14 protein-coding genes and 1 tRNA gene are annotated in these 14,557 nt (G+C 63.0%); 8 read left to right on the top strand and 7 right to left on the bottom strand.

The annotated features are described in order from the left end of the window. The first annotated feature begins 2 nt into the window (after nucleotides 1-2). The 8 genes from ACR0NB_RS10170 to ACR0NB_RS10135 are packed head-to-tail and all read left to right on the top strand — an operon-like array spanning nucleotide 3 to nucleotide 7,034. Nucleotides 3-1,331, top strand: a complete 1,329-nt coding sequence (locus ACR0NB_RS10170; protein WP_170367758.1) for a TRAP transporter large permease — start codon at nucleotides 3-5, stop codon at nucleotides 1,329-1,331. 12 nt (nucleotides 1,332-1,343) lie between these two features. Further along, complete coding sequence (gene hisD, locus ACR0NB_RS10165) at nucleotides 1,344-2,651, top strand: histidinol dehydrogenase (protein WP_170356995.1); 1,308 nt, start codon at nucleotides 1,344-1,346, stop codon at nucleotides 2,649-2,651. Beyond that, entirely contained in the window at nucleotides 2,644-3,405 is a 762-nt protein-coding gene (locus ACR0NB_RS10160) for an SDR family NAD(P)-dependent oxidoreductase (RefSeq protein ID WP_480775567.1), read from the top strand. Before hisD ends, ACR0NB_RS10160 begins: the two co-directional genes overlap by 8 nt. Next, nucleotides 3,402-4,382: a zinc-dependent alcohol dehydrogenase gene (locus tag ACR0NB_RS10155; RefSeq protein WP_480775566.1), complete on the top strand. Its 981-nt coding sequence runs from the start codon at nucleotides 3,402-3,404 to the stop codon at nucleotides 4,380-4,382. The genes ACR0NB_RS10160 and ACR0NB_RS10155 overlap by 4 nt, the downstream gene beginning before the upstream one ends. Nucleotides 4,383-4,404: 22 nt before the next feature. Continuing rightward, nucleotides 4,405-4,815, top strand: coding sequence for a universal stress protein (locus ACR0NB_RS10150; RefSeq protein WP_170340249.1), 411 nt, complete (start codon nucleotides 4,405-4,407; stop codon nucleotides 4,813-4,815). Nucleotides 4,816-4,864: 49 nt separating this feature from the next. Beyond that, nucleotides 4,865-5,371 (top strand): sulfopyruvate decarboxylase subunit alpha, encoded by a 507-nt coding sequence (comD, locus tag ACR0NB_RS10145; RefSeq protein WP_170339639.1) that lies wholly within the window; start codon nucleotides 4,865-4,867, stop codon nucleotides 5,369-5,371. Further along, complete coding sequence (gene comE, locus ACR0NB_RS10140; RefSeq protein ID WP_170340252.1) at nucleotides 5,368-5,922, top strand: sulfopyruvate decarboxylase subunit beta; 555 nt, start codon at nucleotides 5,368-5,370, stop codon at nucleotides 5,920-5,922. The genes comD and comE overlap by 4 nt, the downstream gene beginning before the upstream one ends. Next, nucleotides 5,922-7,034: an alpha-hydroxy acid oxidase gene (locus tag ACR0NB_RS10135; RefSeq protein ID WP_480775565.1), complete on the top strand. Its 1,113-nt coding sequence runs from the start codon at nucleotides 5,922-5,924 to the stop codon at nucleotides 7,032-7,034. Before comE ends, ACR0NB_RS10135 begins: the two co-directional genes overlap by 1 nt. Here ACR0NB_RS10135 and ACR0NB_RS10130 read toward each other — a convergent pair. The 7 genes from ACR0NB_RS10130 to ACR0NB_RS10100 form a co-directional block, all read right to left on the bottom strand. Next, on the bottom strand, nucleotides 7,031-8,164 hold the full coding sequence (locus ACR0NB_RS10130) for a membrane dipeptidase (RefSeq protein WP_480775564.1): 1,134 nt from the start codon (nucleotides 8,162-8,164) through the stop codon (nucleotides 7,031-7,033). The two genes, ACR0NB_RS10135 and ACR0NB_RS10130, sit on opposite strands and share 4 nt — an antisense overlap. 160 nt (nucleotides 8,165-8,324) lie before the next feature. Beyond that, nucleotides 8,325-9,506 carry a carbohydrate porin gene (locus ACR0NB_RS10125; protein ID WP_480775563.1) on the bottom strand — a complete coding sequence of 394 codons (1,182 nt, stop codon included), beginning with the start codon at nucleotides 9,504-9,506 and terminating at the stop codon, nucleotides 8,325-8,327. Continuing rightward, the gene (locus tag ACR0NB_RS10120; RefSeq protein WP_170420570.1) at nucleotides 9,503-10,306 is read right to left on the bottom strand and encodes a DUF3299 domain-containing protein; all 804 of its coding nucleotides are present in this window, start codon (nucleotides 10,304-10,306) and stop codon (nucleotides 9,503-9,505) included. The genes ACR0NB_RS10125 and ACR0NB_RS10120 overlap by 4 nt, the downstream gene beginning before the upstream one ends. Before the next feature lie 7 nt (nucleotides 10,307-10,313). Then, a complete protein-coding gene (locus tag ACR0NB_RS10115; protein WP_480775562.1) occupies nucleotides 10,314-11,597 on the bottom strand; it encodes a metal-dependent hydrolase family protein in 1,284 nt (427 codons plus the stop codon). 329 nt (nucleotides 11,598-11,926) lie between these two features. Further along, nucleotides 11,927-12,003 (bottom strand) — tRNA-Met (locus ACR0NB_RS10110). Nucleotides 12,004-12,074: 71 nt separating this feature from the next. Beyond that, a complete protein-coding gene (locus tag ACR0NB_RS10105; protein ID WP_170405168.1) occupies nucleotides 12,075-13,049 on the bottom strand; it encodes an alpha/beta hydrolase in 975 nt (324 codons plus the stop codon). Next, nucleotides 13,046-14,527, bottom strand: a complete 1,482-nt coding sequence (locus ACR0NB_RS10100) for a flavin-containing monooxygenase (RefSeq protein ID WP_480632576.1) — start codon at nucleotides 14,525-14,527, stop codon at nucleotides 13,046-13,048. The genes ACR0NB_RS10105 and ACR0NB_RS10100 overlap by 4 nt, the downstream gene beginning before the upstream one ends. Between the last annotated feature and the right edge of the window lie 30 nt (nucleotides 14,528-14,557).

The following is a 14,557-nucleotide window of genomic DNA, read 5'->3' as shown; positions in this document are numbered from 1 at the left end:
GGATGCTTTGGAGTTCTCTCAATCAAACGGTTGAACTGGGCTGGGATTTCTACCTGCCCGTGATCCTGTTCGTCGGCCTGATCGCGCTGGCGGTACCGGTCTGGGCCGCGATCGGCTCGGCCGCGATCGTGATGCTGGTCATGTCGGGCGACCTGCCGCTGAGCCTTGTGGGCGAAAGCCTGTTCACCGGCATCGACGCCTTTGCCCTGACAGCGGTGCCGCTGTTCATCCTGACCGGCGACGTGCTGGTGCGCACCGGGCTGTCGCGCAAGTTTCTGGACGTGGCCGAGGCGCTGACTTGTTTTGCCAAGGGCGGGTTCGGTTCAGCCACGGTTCTGGTCTGCGGCATGTTCGCGGCCATCTCAGGCTCTGACGCGGCGGGGGCGGCGGCGGTGGGTCGGATGACGATCAACCGACTGGTCGAAAGCGGCTATCCGCGCCCCTATGCCTGTGCGCTGGTGGCGGCGGGGGCCTGTACCGGCATCCTGATCCCGCCTTCGATCGCCTATATCATCATCGGGCTCGTGCTGGGCATCTCGGCCTCGACCCTGTTTCTGGCTGCTCTGATCCCGGGGTTGGCGATCCTGATCTCGATCCTCGTGACCAATATCATCATGAACCGTCTCTACGCCTATGAGGGCGGCGGGATGATGACCATGGGCGAATGGCTGGCCAACCTGGGCAAGGCGCTGAAGTCGGGCTGGTACGCCTTCATCGTGCCGGGCATCATCTTCTATGGCATCTTTTCGGGTCGCCTGACCCCGACCGAGGCCGGCGCGACCGCCGTCGTCGTCACCATCATCATGGGGTTCATCCTGCGCACGCTGACGCTGGCGGACTTCCCGTCGATGCTGGTCAGCTCGGCCAAGGTGAACGGGGTTATCCTGCCGATCATCGCCTTCTCGGCCCCGCTGGCCGAGGCGCTGGCGATCATGGGCGTGCCGCAGGGCTTCGTGGCCTCGGTGACCTCGCTGACCGAGGATCCGTTCCTGCTGATCCTGCTGATGATCGGCATTCTGATCGCGGCCGGTTGCGTCATGGAGACGACACCGAATATCGTCATCCTAGCCCCGATCCTGAAACCGCTGGCGGACAATATCGGCATGAACGAGATCCAGTTCTGCATCATGATGATCACCGCCTTGGGGGTGGGCTTCATTACGCCGCCACTGGGGCTGAACCTGTTCGTGGTGTCGGGGATCACGGGTGAATCCATCCTCAAGATCGCGGCCCGCGCCGTGCCCTTCGTGCTGACCATGCTGATCGTCGTCATCCTGATCGCCTACGTTCCGGCGCTGTCGACCACTTTGCTTCCTGAAATCTACCAATAGGATCTTCTGAATATGTCGCGTGAATACCTCAAGAAGGCCACCCTGACCGCACAATCCCACGCGTCCGAGGTGCATGACACGGTCAAGACCATTCTGGCCGACATCGAGGCCGGCGGCGACGCCAAGGCGATGGAATACGCGGCCAAGTTCGACAAGTTCGAGGGCAACGTACTGATGACCCCCGCGGAAATCGACGCCGCCTGCGCCCGGGTGCCGGAAAAGCTCAAGGCCGACATCCGCTTTGCCCAGGACAACGTGCGCCGCTTTGCCGAGGCGCAGAAGGCCACCGTGTCGGATGTGCAGCTGGAAATCGTGCCGGGCTTCATCGCGGGGCAGAAGGCCATCCCGGTCGATGCGGCGGGCTGCTACGTGCCCGGCGGGCGGTATAGCCACATCGCCAGCGCCATCATGACCGTGACCACCGCCAAAGTGGCGGGGTGCCGTCACATCACCGCCTGTTCGCCGCCCCGCCCGGGCGAGGGCGTGGCCCCGGCGATCGTCTACGCCGCCCATATCAGCGGCGCTGACAGCATCCTGGCCATGGGGGGCGTGCAAGGCGTGGCCGCCATGACCTATGGCTTGTTCGGGCTGCCGCGCGCCAACATCCTTGTGGGGCCGGGCAACCAGTTCGTGGCCGAGGCCAAGCGCATTCTGTACGGTAAGGTCGGCATCGACATGATCGCCGGCCCGACCGACAGCCTGATCCTGGCGGATGCCACGGCCGACCCCTTCGTCGTGGCCACCGACCTGGTGAGTCAGGCCGAGCATGGCTACAACTCGCCCGTCTGGCTGGTGACCGATGACCGCGATTTGGCGACCCGGGTGATGGAGATGGTTCCCACCCTGATCGCCGATCTGCCTGAGCTGAACCGCGACAATGCCGCCGCCGCCTGGCGCGACTATGCCGAGGTGATCCTGTGCGCGGACCGCGAAGAGATGGCCGCGTGTTCCGACGACTACGCCCCCGAGCATCTGACCGTGCAGGCCGCGGATCTGGATTGGTGGCTGGATCGGCTGACCTGCTATGGCTCGTTGTTCCTGGGCGAAGAAACGACCGTGTCCTATGGCGACAAGGCCACCGGTACGAACCACGTCCTGCCCACGTCAGGCGCGGCCAGCTATACCGGCGGGCTGAGCGTGCACAAATACATGAAAATCGTCACCTGGCAGCGGGCCACGCGCGAGGGTTCGAAACCCATCGCCGAGGCGACCGCGCGGATTTCGCGTCTGGAAGGGATGGAGGGCCACGCCCGCGCCGCAGATGTGCGTTTGGCCAAGTATTTCCCGGACGAAACCTTTGACCTGACCGCCGATGAATGACCCCCGCGACCTGTTCGATCTGACCGGCCGGGTGGCCTGCGTCACGGGCGCCAGTTCGGGGCTGGGCCGGCGCGTTGCGCAGGTGCTGGCGACCGCGGGCGCGCGGGTGGTGGGCGTTGCCCGCCGGGCCGAGGCACTGGCCGAGTTGCAGGCCGAGATCGGTGCAGGCTCTGCGGTGGTCGCAGGTGACGTGGCCGACCGGGACGGCCTGCCATCGCTGGTCGAACAAATCTCGGCCCCGTTCGGCGCGCCGGATATCGTGGTTCATGCCGCCGGGGTGAACTCGCGACAGGCCGCCGATGACGTCACGCCCGAAGGCTGGGACGCGACACTGGGCCTGAACCTCGGTGCGCCGTTCTTCCTCAGCCAGGCCATGGTGCCTGCGATGAAGGCGCGTGGTTGGGGCCGGATCGTGAATTTCGCGTCGCTGCAGACGACGCGGGCCTTTCCCGGCGGGATCGCCTATGGGGCCAGCAAGGGCGGGATCGCGCAGCTGACCCGCGCCATGGCCGAGGCCTGGTCGCCCCACGGGATCACCGCCAACGCCATCGGCCCGGGCTTCTTTCCGACCGAGCTGACGCAGGCGGTGTTCGATGACCCCGCCCGCGCGGCCCGCAACGCGGCGCAGACCTGCATCGGTCGCAATGGCCGTATGGACGACATCGACGGGCCGATCCTTTTTCTGTGCTCGCAGGCATCCGACTATGTCACCGGGCAGATCCTGATGGTTGACGGGGGGTTCACGGCGAAATGAAAGCTCTGGTTTATGAAGGTGTCGAACAGCTGGCCTATCGCGACGTGCCGGACGCCGCGCCGCAACCCGGTGAGCACCTGATCCGGGTCGAGGCCGCTGGCATCTGCGGGTCCGACATGCACGCCTACTTGGGTCATGATGCGCGCCGCCCGGCGCCCTTGATCCTGGGGCACGAGGCGGCGGGCACAGTGATCGGCGGCCCCAAAGACGGAACGCGGGTCACGATCAATCCGCTTGTAAACTGCGGGCAGTGCCCGGCCTGCCAAGCGGGACGGGAAAACCTGTGCCCCGACCGCCAGATCATCTCGATGCCCCCGCGCGAAGGCGCCTTTGCTCAATATGTTTCGATGCCCTGGGATAATCTGGTCGAGGTGCCGGATCACGTGCCCTTCGCCAAAGCCGCCTTGGCCGAGCCGCTGGCCGTCAGCTGGCATGCCGCGCGCCTTGCGCTCGAGGCGCTGCACCCGGCGATGGAGCGTCGTGCGCTGGTGATCGGGGGTGGGGCGATTGGCCTTGCGGCGGCGCTGGCGCTGCGGGCGATGGATGTCGTGGATGTGACCATCGTCGAACCCAACGACCTACGGCGTAAGTTCCTGCAAAGGCTGGATTGCGCCAAGGTCGCACCCGAAGCGCAAGGCGAATTTCCGATCGTGGTCGACGCCGTGGGTTTTGCCGCCACCCGTGTGGTTGCCTCGGAACGGGCCCAACCCGGCGGAGTGATCGCGCATGTGGGCCTGGGCGAGGACGCCGGCGGGTTGGACGTGCGACGCATGACCCTGCAAGAGATCACCTTCATCGGAACCTACACCTATACCGCGCAGGATTTCCGTCAGACCGCGCAGGCCATCTTTGACGGCGCTTTGGGCCTTCTGGACTGGATCGAAGAACGCGATCTGGCCGATGGCGCCCGGGCCTTCGCCCAGCTACGCTCGGGCGAGGTCGCGGTTCCGAAAATCGTGCTGTCCCCGTGGGCTTGACCGCCCGGAACTGGAGGTAACCATGTATAAGAAAATTCTTGTCCCCATGGCGCTTGACCACGGCATTTCGCCCCAAACGCTCGAGATCGCCCGTGCTCTGGGCGGCGGATCCGCCGAGATCGTGGCGCTGCATGTCTATGAGATGCCGCAGGGCTCGGTCAGCGTCTATCTGGACAAAGATGCCGTGGCCGATGGCTTTGCCCGCGCCCGCGAAGTCCTGATGAACAAGCTGGAAGGCCTTACGGACGTAAAGCCCGAACTGGTCAAAGGCCACACCGCGCGCACGATCATCGACTATGCCAACGACCACGGGTTCGATTGCGTGGTCATTGGCTCGCACCGTCCCGGACTGACTGATTATTTCCTTGGCTCCACCGCGTCGCGCGTGGTGCGGCATGCAAAATGTGCCGTCCACGTCCACCGCAGGGCCTGACCCGTCCATCGCGCCCTCGGCGCCCCAACCCAGGAACAGAAGTTTCGACATGAACATAGACAAGAAGATCACCGAAGATCTGGTGGCCAACGACATCTCGTTCGTCACCACGGTGCCGTGCAAGCAATTGGCCGGCGTCATCGCCGAGATCGACGCCCACGACTCCATCTACCACATCCCCTCGAACAAAGAGGACGAAGGCATGGGCCTGTGCGCCGGGGCCTGGATGGGCGGCAAGCGCCCCGCGATCATCATGCAGAACACCGCGATCGGGGTCACGATCAACACGCTGGCGACGCTGATTCAGTATTACCGAATGCCGCTGCCGATGCTGATCTCGTACCGGGGCGAACTGCGCGAGCCCATCGCCTGCCAGGTCGAGATGGCCGTTCACACCAAGGCCCTGCTGGCGCAGATGCACATTCCGACCTACCATTTCCATCATCAGGAAGACGTGGCCGAACTGGACGCGATCCTGAAATACACCTTCATGTGCAACAAGCCCGTCGCGATCCTGACCGACGCCAATTTCTGGGGAGGCTATGGCGACCAATGATCCGTTCTGAAATCCTGAAGGAAATCGCCCCGACCCTGCGCGACCAACTGGTCGTGTGCAATATCGGCATCCCCAGCCAGGAACTGCATGCCATCGACGATCAGCCCACCAATTTCTACATGCTGGGCACGATGGGGCTGGCCTCGAGCATCGGTCTGGGTCTGGCGCTGGCCCAGCCAAAACCGGTGATCGTCATCGACGGCGATGGCTCGATCCTTACCAATCTGGGGACGCTGCCGACCATCGCCAACAACGTGGCCGACAACTACATCCTGCTGATCATCGACAACGGCTCGTACGGCTCGACCGGAGATCAGCCGACCTATGCGGGGCAGAAGACCTCGCTGGCCAAGATGGCCGAGGCGGCGGGCTGCGAGCGCGTGATCGAATGCCAGGCCGAAGAGACCGGCCGCGTGCTGCAAGAAGCGCTGGACGCCCGCCAGATGACCATCATCGTCAGCAAATGTGAGAGCGGAAACGCCAAGATGCCGCCGATCACGATGGACCCGGTCGTCATCCGCGACCGCTTCATGAAGGCCGTTCAGGCCTGATGGGCGCAAGCGCCATCCACAGCGCCGAGGATGCCCGCCGGCTGGCCCGGCGGCGTCTGCCGTGGATGGTGTTCGACTATATCGACGGGGCCGCCGGGTCCGAGGCTGGGGCCCGGCGCACCCGCGCGGCGCTGGACGCCATGACCCTGCGGCCCCGGATCCTGCGCGATGTCAGTAGCCGGTCACTGGCAACCCGCGTATTCGGGCAACCAGCCGACAGGCCCTTCGGTATCGCGCCCATGGGCATGTGCAACCTGTCCGCTCCGGGCGCCGACCTGATGCTGGCGCGGCTGGCGGCGCAATACGGGGTGCCGCTGGGCGTTTCCACGGTGGCCTCGACACCGATGGAGGCGCTGATCGAAGAGGCCCGGGGCCATGCCTGGTTTCAGCTGTATTTCAGCGGCGATGGCAGCGGCACGTTCAAGCTGGTCGATCGGGCAAGGGCCGCGGGCTACAAGACTCTGATCCTGACGGTTGATGTGCCCGAAGTCGGCCGCCGCCCGCGCGAACTGCGCCACGGCTTCCGCATGCCGTTCCGGATCGGGCCGTGGCAGTTTCTGGATTTCGCGCTGCACCCGCGCTGGTCGATCTCGACCTTGCTGAAGGGCAAACCGCAGATGGCGAATTTCCTGATGGAGGGGTTCGCGTTCGACCGCACCGAAAGCCGTGCAAAGGCCGATTGGGACACGCTGGCAAGGTTGCGCGACCGGTGGCCGGGCAAGCTGGTGGTCAAGGGCGTGCTGGACGTCGAAGACGCGGTTGCACTGAAGGCTGCCGGAGTCGACGCCATCCAGGTCTCGAGCCACGGCGCCCGCCAGTTGGAGAGTGCGCCCGCGCCGATCTCGGTCCTGCCACAGATCCGGGCGGCGGTCGGCGACGACTATCCGCTGTTCTACGACAGCGGCCTGCGATCCGGCGAAGATGCGCTCAAGGCGCTGATGGCCGGCGCCGATTTCCTGTTCTTCGGGCGTGTCCTGCAATTCGCCATCGCGGCGGGCGGCGAGGCCGGTTTGCACAGGCTGTGGGCGGTGCTGTCCGAGGAGATGGACATCGCCATGGCCCAGATCGGTGTCAGCACCTTGTCGAAGATTCAACGACCGGACGGGGACTAGCGCGAGTGGAACAGGTTCTGGAACTCCTGCCTCATCCGCAGGCGTTCAGGGTATTCCTGCAAGAACCGTTCGGGCGGCCTGCCCTCCCAGACTTGGGCATAGACGCGCATTTTGTTGCCGCCGTAGATTTTGGCGAGGTCCTCGTTTGAATAGCCCCCCGCCCACAGATCGTCGGTTATCGCGGCAAGGATCTTGGCCAATTCACCATTCCCGGTTGCGCCTTTGTTGAACGCATCAATCATGTAGCCACCGTCGTCATACATGCTGGCATTCGCGGTCGCGAACTGAACGACAAGTTCGGTTGAAAACATGTCGTCCGTCGCGATCCCGACATGGTCGACGCCGACAAGTTGGACATAATAGTCGATCATATCGGCGGCTTGCTTGGGTGAGATGTCTTCGGGCCATACCCCGTCCATCATCCATTCTGTGAATGTGGGCGATATGTATCCTCCGGACTTGGCTGCGCGCAGTGCCTCGTCGTCCGGGATGGCTCGGTAACAGCCCTTGGTCGTGGCGTTGGGCTCATTCGCGTAGAGCCCCGCCGGAACCGAGTGAGTGTAGACATAGGGCACGCCGGGATAGTTCTCATCCATGTAGTCCATCGCGTCGTTGGCCGTTTTCGACCCGGTGTGGCTAAGGTCCAGCAGGATGCCAAAGCGCACCATCTCATCGATCACGGATTTGCCCCATGGGGTCAGACCGATGTCCCGTCCGTTGTAAGCTGCTAACTGCCCTGATCCGGTTCGGAAAATGTCGTTGTAGGCCAGGATCATGCTTTTGATGCCCATGTCCTTGAGCAGGGCCATCTTCTTGAGGTCGCCATCCAGAACCGTTGCCGTTTGGCTGTTCCAGATCACAGCCGTCTTGCCCTGAGCATGCGCGGCCTCGATATCGCGTGTTTCATTCACGATCAGATAATTCTCGGGCTGCTGCGCCATGGCGGCGCGGAAATGATAGTGCTGTTCAAGCAACGTGTCGAACGACATGTCAGCGGCGACCAATGTCATTTCATGGCCGGTGATGCCGTTGTCCCGGGCGCGTTGGAAGTAGGTGTGCAGTTGTTCGTCTTCGGTCCAGCCGGTTCCGTAGGGGCTGGCCAGCATGCCCAGTACGATCGTGTCCTGCACTTACTGCCTGGCTTCGTCCGATGCGTCCCAGGTCTTGCTCTCTTCGCTGGCGTGAAGGGGTGCGGCGATTGTCAGGACAGTTGCGGCTGCAGTCATCAGTGGCTTCATCGAGTGTCCTTCCATGGGTTTCATTGCCTCAAGTGGGCAGACCCGGCCAGCGTCAGAACACGAGCCTTGTCCGCAGGCCGAACAGGGCCACGCTGTCCTGGCCGGGGTTCAGCAGTGGGTTCGAGATGAACTGCACCGACGGCGTGATCTGCAAGCCGGGCGAAATCGAAAAACGGTAGAAAGCTTCGAGGGTGAACTGATCGCCGTCGATGCCACGGGCTTCGGCCCAGTTCAGCCCCAGCCCAGCCAGATCGGTGTTCCGGCCGTAGTACCCGATGCCGGCTGACAGGGACCGATCATACAGCGCCGCCGTTCCCTTTGCCGCGCCGGCGCGCAGGAACGGCATCCATTGGTTGCCCACGAACCACGCGGCGGAGAAGGCCGCGCCGTAGTCTTCGGCCCGGCTGCCGTCATCGGCTGCATCCGCGTGCCAAAGTGTCAGATGGATGTTGTCGAAATAGATCCGATCAAAGCCCGACGTGTAGCCCAGTTCGAGCGATTTGAAGAGGTTGCCGTCGCTGAAAACGTCGAAGTTCGGATCGGACGGATCGGCGTTTGCGTCAGCGACACTGGCCACAGCATAGAAATTGCTGCCCAGCCGCACGCCCCCGGCAAGACCCAGCCCGGGGTTGGGGGCGTTTATCGTCGGATTGGTGTTGAACGACAGGTTCTGGAAACCGCTATAGGGACTGACAAGGCCATAGATGTCGACGAAGTCGGTCACGTCGATCTGACCGAATTGCAGCGTCCACGACCCGTCCGCGGCCCGCTGCGACCAGAACAGGTTGGTCAGCAGAAAACCCGTGTCGTTGAAGGCGGTTCCTGTGATCGAAAGCGCGCCTCCGTCCAGGCCCAGAAACTGCGGAGCGACATCGGTATAGCTGTGCCGGTGTTCGACCTTGTAGGTCAACGAACCCTGTTCGGTTGCCTGCCAGCTGCCATAGAAACGGGCAATTCCGCTGGCGGCTTCGCCGGTGCCCAGGTCGGCATCCGTCGTTTGCCCAAGGGCGAGATAGTCAATGTTGAAACGGAACCCGTCTTCGGCCAGACGATCCTTCCAGGCAAACCATCCAGGCGCGATATTGCGCGGAAAATCCGACCGGAATTGCGGATCGGTCAAGCCGTCTCCGGGCTCAAGCTCGGCATTCACCGACGAGGGACCTGACAATCCCTGAGCGACCGCACCCGAAGCCCAGACAAGGGCCGCCAGCACCAGCGCAATCCGCCGGATCATTCCGAGGCCGCCTGACCACCGGTTTTGCGCCGCCCCGCGGCCCGAAGAAGATCTGTCGCGTCCTCGCTCCACTCCAGCCCGTCGGTGCGGTTCTGGAGCGTCTCGACCTTGTCTGCCTCCAATTGGAACGTGGCGCGCATCGGCATCAGCCCGTCGACCACGACCATCTGGTGATCGGTCGGCGAAATCGTCAGACGTCCCGTCAGGCGGACGGGTTCGTGGACATAGCTGGGAACCCAGTCGGCATCCAGCATCACACGGATCATCTGGTTCGGCGGCGGCGGCGGCATATGGCTGCACATGCCCCGTTCGGGCACCAGATAGACAACGGATCGCCCGTCCGCGTCCGCAGGAGCCGGAATGGCGAAACCGGACAGCGTGACCTCTTGCCCGTCATACAAGGGGTTGCCAAGCGTGGCTGCTTTTTCCCTGCGTTCGGTCACGACCTCGCGTTGACCCAACAGCCAGTCCACGTCGACACCGCCCGCGGCTAGCGCATCCTCGGTCTCGTGCAGAAGTTCCTGCCACTTCTGGCGGTCCTCGTCCGTTCCGACATCCTGCTGCAGCCGGCCACGCAGCCGAACGACGAACAGGACGTCGTCGAACTGTTCGGGGCTGAGGTCGCGATAGGGGTCCTCAAAGGTCTGGACGGTCGGGTCAGGCAGATCGTCCCAACCAACCGAGAGGCCGGCCCAAGTGGGCGCGCCCGTACCCAAGCTGAGCGTCGCCGCAATCAGCAGAGTTCGGACGGAGTTCAGAAAGGCGGGCTTGTCATGGCGGTCCCGACCGCGAATCCTCATCATGGCCCTAGTTGAGCGTATTTTTGTGGATCACGCCATCCTTCATGATCAGGCGGATGGTCTCGGGGCTGTCAGGCCGCGGGTCCGCACCGAACCACTGATCGCCTGTACCCACGACCGAGAAATCTTCGAGCGGGTTGCCGTCGATCAGCAGAATGTCCGCATAGGCGCCTTCCTCGATCACTCCAAGCTTACCGGCGGTGTAGGGATTGGTGAAATCGCCGGACAACTGGGCGATCTCGCCTCCGATCGAGGTCAGTGTGACCATTGATTGATAGGGGCCGAAGAATTCGTTGTTCAGGTGTTTTTCATACGCGATCTGGATGTTGCAGGCTTCGACAGTGCCCACGCAATCGGTCTGGAACCCGCGCTTGACCGGGCATTCCTTCATGTTCGGGATGTAATTCTCGAAGGTCGCCGAAGCCGAGATTGCCTTGGCAAGGCTCGATGGTTGGTTCTTGACCGCTGGAATATCCAGAAGGCCGGGATCGAACGCTGTGAGATTGGTCGTGATATACGCGCCCATTTCGTTCATCTTTTCCGCGATATCGCAGTCGAAGGAAAATCCGTGTTCGATGGACATCACGCCCGCGTCGAGCGCACCCAGAATTGCTTCCTTCCGATAGGAATGCGCCATGACATAGCTGCCATATTCATTCGCGACTTGCACGGCGGCTTTGATCTCTTCTGGCGATCCGGCCAGCAACTGCCAAGGGTCGAAGGCCGAAACGACACCGCCCGATTGCATGAACTTGAGCTGCGTCGCGCCCATCCGGAAGTTGTTGCGTCCGAATTTGTAAACGTCGTCAACGCCGCTGATTTCCTGTGCCATATTCAGGCGGCTGAAATTGGTGTCCGTCCCCGGCGGTGCGGTAAAGTTGCCAAAGTCGGCGTGGCCTCCACGCGTGCTTAGAAAAGCGCCCGACGGATAATAGCGTGGCCCAGGAATCTGACCCGAGTCGATAGCCCGGCGAAGTCCACCGTTGGCCCCGCCTGCATCCCTGACCGTCGTGAATCCCTGCATCAGATACATTTCGGCCATCCGCGTCGCATGGATTCCGAAATCCTCCCATGTCGAATTGGCTTCCATGGCGCTGAGACTGGGCCCCATCAACATGAGATGCGCATGGTTTTCGATGAACCCGGGTGTCAACGTGCGCCCCTCGCCGTCGATCACCGTGGCGTCTGGGGCGTCGATCGCTTCGGTCGAAACCGTTTTGATCAGGTTCCCTTCGACCAGAACACTGGCGTTTTCGATGCGTTGTTCGCTTGTACCGTCGAAGACATGCACGTTGGTGAACAGTGTTTGAGGTGGTTTTTCATCCTAGGCCGCTGCCGGCCAAGCGAAACTGAGGGCACAGACCAATCCAAGGTATAGACGTTTCATCACTGTTCCTCCCGCTTGTGCCGGTTTGGCTATCATTATCATAGATTTGAATATGATAGGGCCGGCCATCCAAAGTCAAACCTTCCGGGTTGATAATTGGAGGAGGGCGAACAGGCCGTTTGTCCGATCCGCTTGATGCAGACGGGTGGCATGAGGGCATTGCCATCGTCGATGATAACCGCGACTGGCCAAGCGGACGCGGCCCAAGGCCAAACTCGAGGATTTCAGGGAAGTGGTAGCGGAGGAGGGACTTGAACCCCCGACACGCGGATTATGATTCCGCTGCTCTAACCAACTGAGCTACTCCGCCACGGTGAGAGGCGATTTAAGGGAGGGGCCGGAGAGGGTCAAGAGGGAAATGCCACGAAAATGCGGGATTCTTCATCCGGCCGTGTTGGCGGGTTTCGACGGCGATTGCGAAGCATTGGCCATGCGGCGGACGAACTCTGCGCAGGCCTCGGGCGCGGTCAGGGGGATCATGTGGCCGCGGTTCTCGAGCTGTTCAAAGCTCAGCCCGTATTCCACCATCGGTGCGCCTTGCTGGCTGGGTGACAGGATCGGATCTTCGGCCCCGTACAGGATGCCGCCCCCAACCTTCAGTTCGTGGTAGCGCTGGGACTGGGCGTCGATGCTGGCGTCCACGCCCGCCAGATCCTGCGATCCGGTGATGTAGGCTGACGGGCGCAGCCCCAAGGCGCCACCGGCGCGGTCCAGGAAATCACTCGGGGCCGGTTCCGGGGCAAACGCCTCATCAATCACGTGCGGCGCCGTGGTTTTCGCCAGGGGAACAGCGATCGTGTTGGCGATCAGGCTGCGCAGCCATTCGGTCCGGATCTCCAACGCCTTGAAGATGGCGGGTGTGCTGGGTACCCGATGTGTCAGCGGGGCCAGCAGGGCCAGTGCCCGAACCCGTTCAGGATTGTCCAGCGCCATGGCGAGCGACACCGCGCCCCCGAGCGAGTGTCCGACCAGAATGGCCTGCGATACGCCCTTGGCTTCGAGGAATTCGTGGATCATCCGCGCCTGTTCCGGCAAGGTGGCCAGCCGCGCGTGGTCGCGGGTCGAATACGCGCACCCGGGCCGGTCAACCGCGATGACGTGAAAGTCGTCGGCCAGAAGGTCGGTCATGGCATAGGTGAAGTGCTGCAACTGGCCGGTCAACCCGTGGATCATCACCACCGTCGGCTTCTCTGGATCGCCCTGTTCGACATAGTGGATCGAACCGCCGTTCATCGGCAGGATCTGCCCGGGCTGAGGCACGGATTGGGCTCCCATCCGCGTCAGGCGACGGGTCCAAAGATGCATCAGGATCAACGCGGCACCGATGATCAGCGCAATGGTCAGCAGGGTGGTCATGTCGGCGGTCCTTTGGTCTGGGCGGGATCAACGGGATGGTAATGCTCGAGCCCGGCCTTCGCCAGACGTTTGCGGAATTCCGAAACGGTGCCGGGCCACAGCGTCGTATTGCGCCCCTGTGCGTCCTGATACCACGAAGTGCATCCGCCGGCCTGCCAGACACTGTCAGTATGACGCTCCTGCATTTCACGGGTGAAGTCGGCCTGCCGGTCAGCGTTTGGAGCAATCGCGGGCAGACCCGCGCGCCGCATCTCCTCCAGCACCCGGCCGATATGGGCGACTTGTGCTTCGATCATCAGAACGACCGAGTTGTGGCCCAGCCCGGTATGCGGCCCCAGCAGGATGAAAAAGTTGGGAAACCCGGCAATGGCGGTGCCCAGATTGGCCTGCATGCCGTCGGCCCAGGCCTCCTGCAGGCTCAGCCCGTTCGCGCCGCGGATGTCCAGCCTTTGGACCGCGTCCGTCACGTGGAAACCGGTGCCCCAGATCAGAATGTCGGCCGCCGTCCGACTGCCGTCGGTCGCGATGATCTCGGTCCCTTCGATCCGCTCGACCCCATGCGGGTTCACGGTGACATTGTCGCGGGCCAGCGCCGGGTACCAGTCGTTCGAGCTGAGGACGCGCTTGCATCCGATCCGATAGTCCGGTGTCAGAATGCGGCGCATGTCGGGGTCGGATACGGCGTCCTCCAGCCCTTTGCGCCACATCTTCATGGCAAAGTCGACCGCGCGTTTTTCGCCGCGAAATACGCGGTGGCGGAATTCGAACAGCCAGTAGATGAACTGCCTGCGGATGCGCGGCAGCAGCGGAATGCGGCGATAGAGGCGCCGGACCCAGGGCGCAATCGGTCCGTCGGGACGCGGCAGAACGTAAGGCGCGCTGCGTTGGAAGATGGTGACATGGGCGGCGGTTTTGGCGATTTCCGGCACGAACTGAACGGCGGATGCGCCGGTGCCGACAACTGCTATGCGTTTGCCCTGCAGCGGCACCGTGTGGTCCCATTGGGCCGAGTGGAACGCCGGTCCCGGAAAGCCCGCTGCTCCTGGGATCTCGGGAATGCTGGGGATGTGCAGGGCGCCGATGGCCGACACCAGGAACCGTGCCGTCCATTGCGCGCCGCCGGTCGTCTCGACCCGCCAATGCGTGCCTTCCCACTGGGCCGACTTCAGTTCGGTGTGGAAATGGCACAGATCGTACAGCCCTTCGTCGCGCGCAACGCGGCGCATGTAGTCCCAGATTTCGGCCCCGCCTGCATAGGCGCGGGTCCAGTCCGGGTTCGGATGGGTTGCCATCGAATACAGGTGCGAGGGCACATCGCAGGCCACGCCGGGATAAGTGTTCTCTCGCCATGTGCCGCCGATGTCGTTGGCCTTTTCAAGGATCGCGATGTTGTGGATGCCGCGTTTGCGGGCCTCGATCGCCATGATCAGCCCGGAGAACCCGGCCCCTACGATCAGCATGTCAGTGTCGTGGGTCATGCCTGCACCTCCTCCCAAAGGTACAAGGTC

The organism is Ruegeria sp. CG3 (assembly GCF_056537205.1).
This window is presented reverse-complemented; position numbering and strand designations above follow the sequence as displayed.

Excerpts from the sequence above, each read along its gene's own strand:
- ACR0NB_RS10170 (WP_170367758.1), top strand. The coding sequence starts at position 3 with ATGCTTTGGAGTTCTCTCAATCAAACGGTTGAACTGGGCTGGGATTTC.
- hisD (WP_170356995.1), top strand. The coding sequence starts at position 1,344 with ATGTCGCGTGAATACCTCAAGAAGGCCACCCTGACCGCACAATCCCAC.
- ACR0NB_RS10160 (WP_480775567.1), top strand. The coding sequence starts at position 2,644 with ATGAATGACCCCCGCGACCTGTTCGATCTGACCGGCCGGGTGGCCTGC.
- ACR0NB_RS10155 (WP_480775566.1), top strand. The coding sequence starts at position 3,402 with ATGAAAGCTCTGGTTTATGAAGGTGTCGAACAGCTGGCCTATCGCGAC.
- ACR0NB_RS10150 (WP_170340249.1), top strand. The coding sequence starts at position 4,405 with ATGTATAAGAAAATTCTTGTCCCCATGGCGCTTGACCACGGCATTTCG.
- comD (WP_170339639.1), top strand. The coding sequence starts at position 4,865 with ATGAACATAGACAAGAAGATCACCGAAGATCTGGTGGCCAACGACATC.
- comE (WP_170340252.1), top strand. The coding sequence starts at position 5,368 with ATGATCCGTTCTGAAATCCTGAAGGAAATCGCCCCGACCCTGCGCGAC.
- ACR0NB_RS10135 (WP_480775565.1), top strand. The coding sequence starts at position 5,922 with ATGGGCGCAAGCGCCATCCACAGCGCCGAGGATGCCCGCCGGCTGGCC.
- ACR0NB_RS10125 (WP_480775563.1), bottom strand. The coding sequence starts at position 9,506 with ATGATCCGGCGGATTGCGCTGGTGCTGGCGGCCCTTGTCTGGGCTTCG.
- ACR0NB_RS10120 (WP_170420570.1), bottom strand. The coding sequence starts at position 10,306 with ATGAGGATTCGCGGTCGGGACCGCCATGACAAGCCCGCCTTTCTGAAC.
- ACR0NB_RS10105 (WP_170405168.1), bottom strand. The coding sequence starts at position 13,049 with ATGACCACCCTGCTGACCATTGCGCTGATCATCGGTGCCGCGTTGATC.
- ACR0NB_RS10100 (WP_480632576.1), bottom strand. The coding sequence starts at position 14,527 with ATGACCCACGACACTGACATGCTGATCGTAGGGGCCGGGTTCTCCGGG.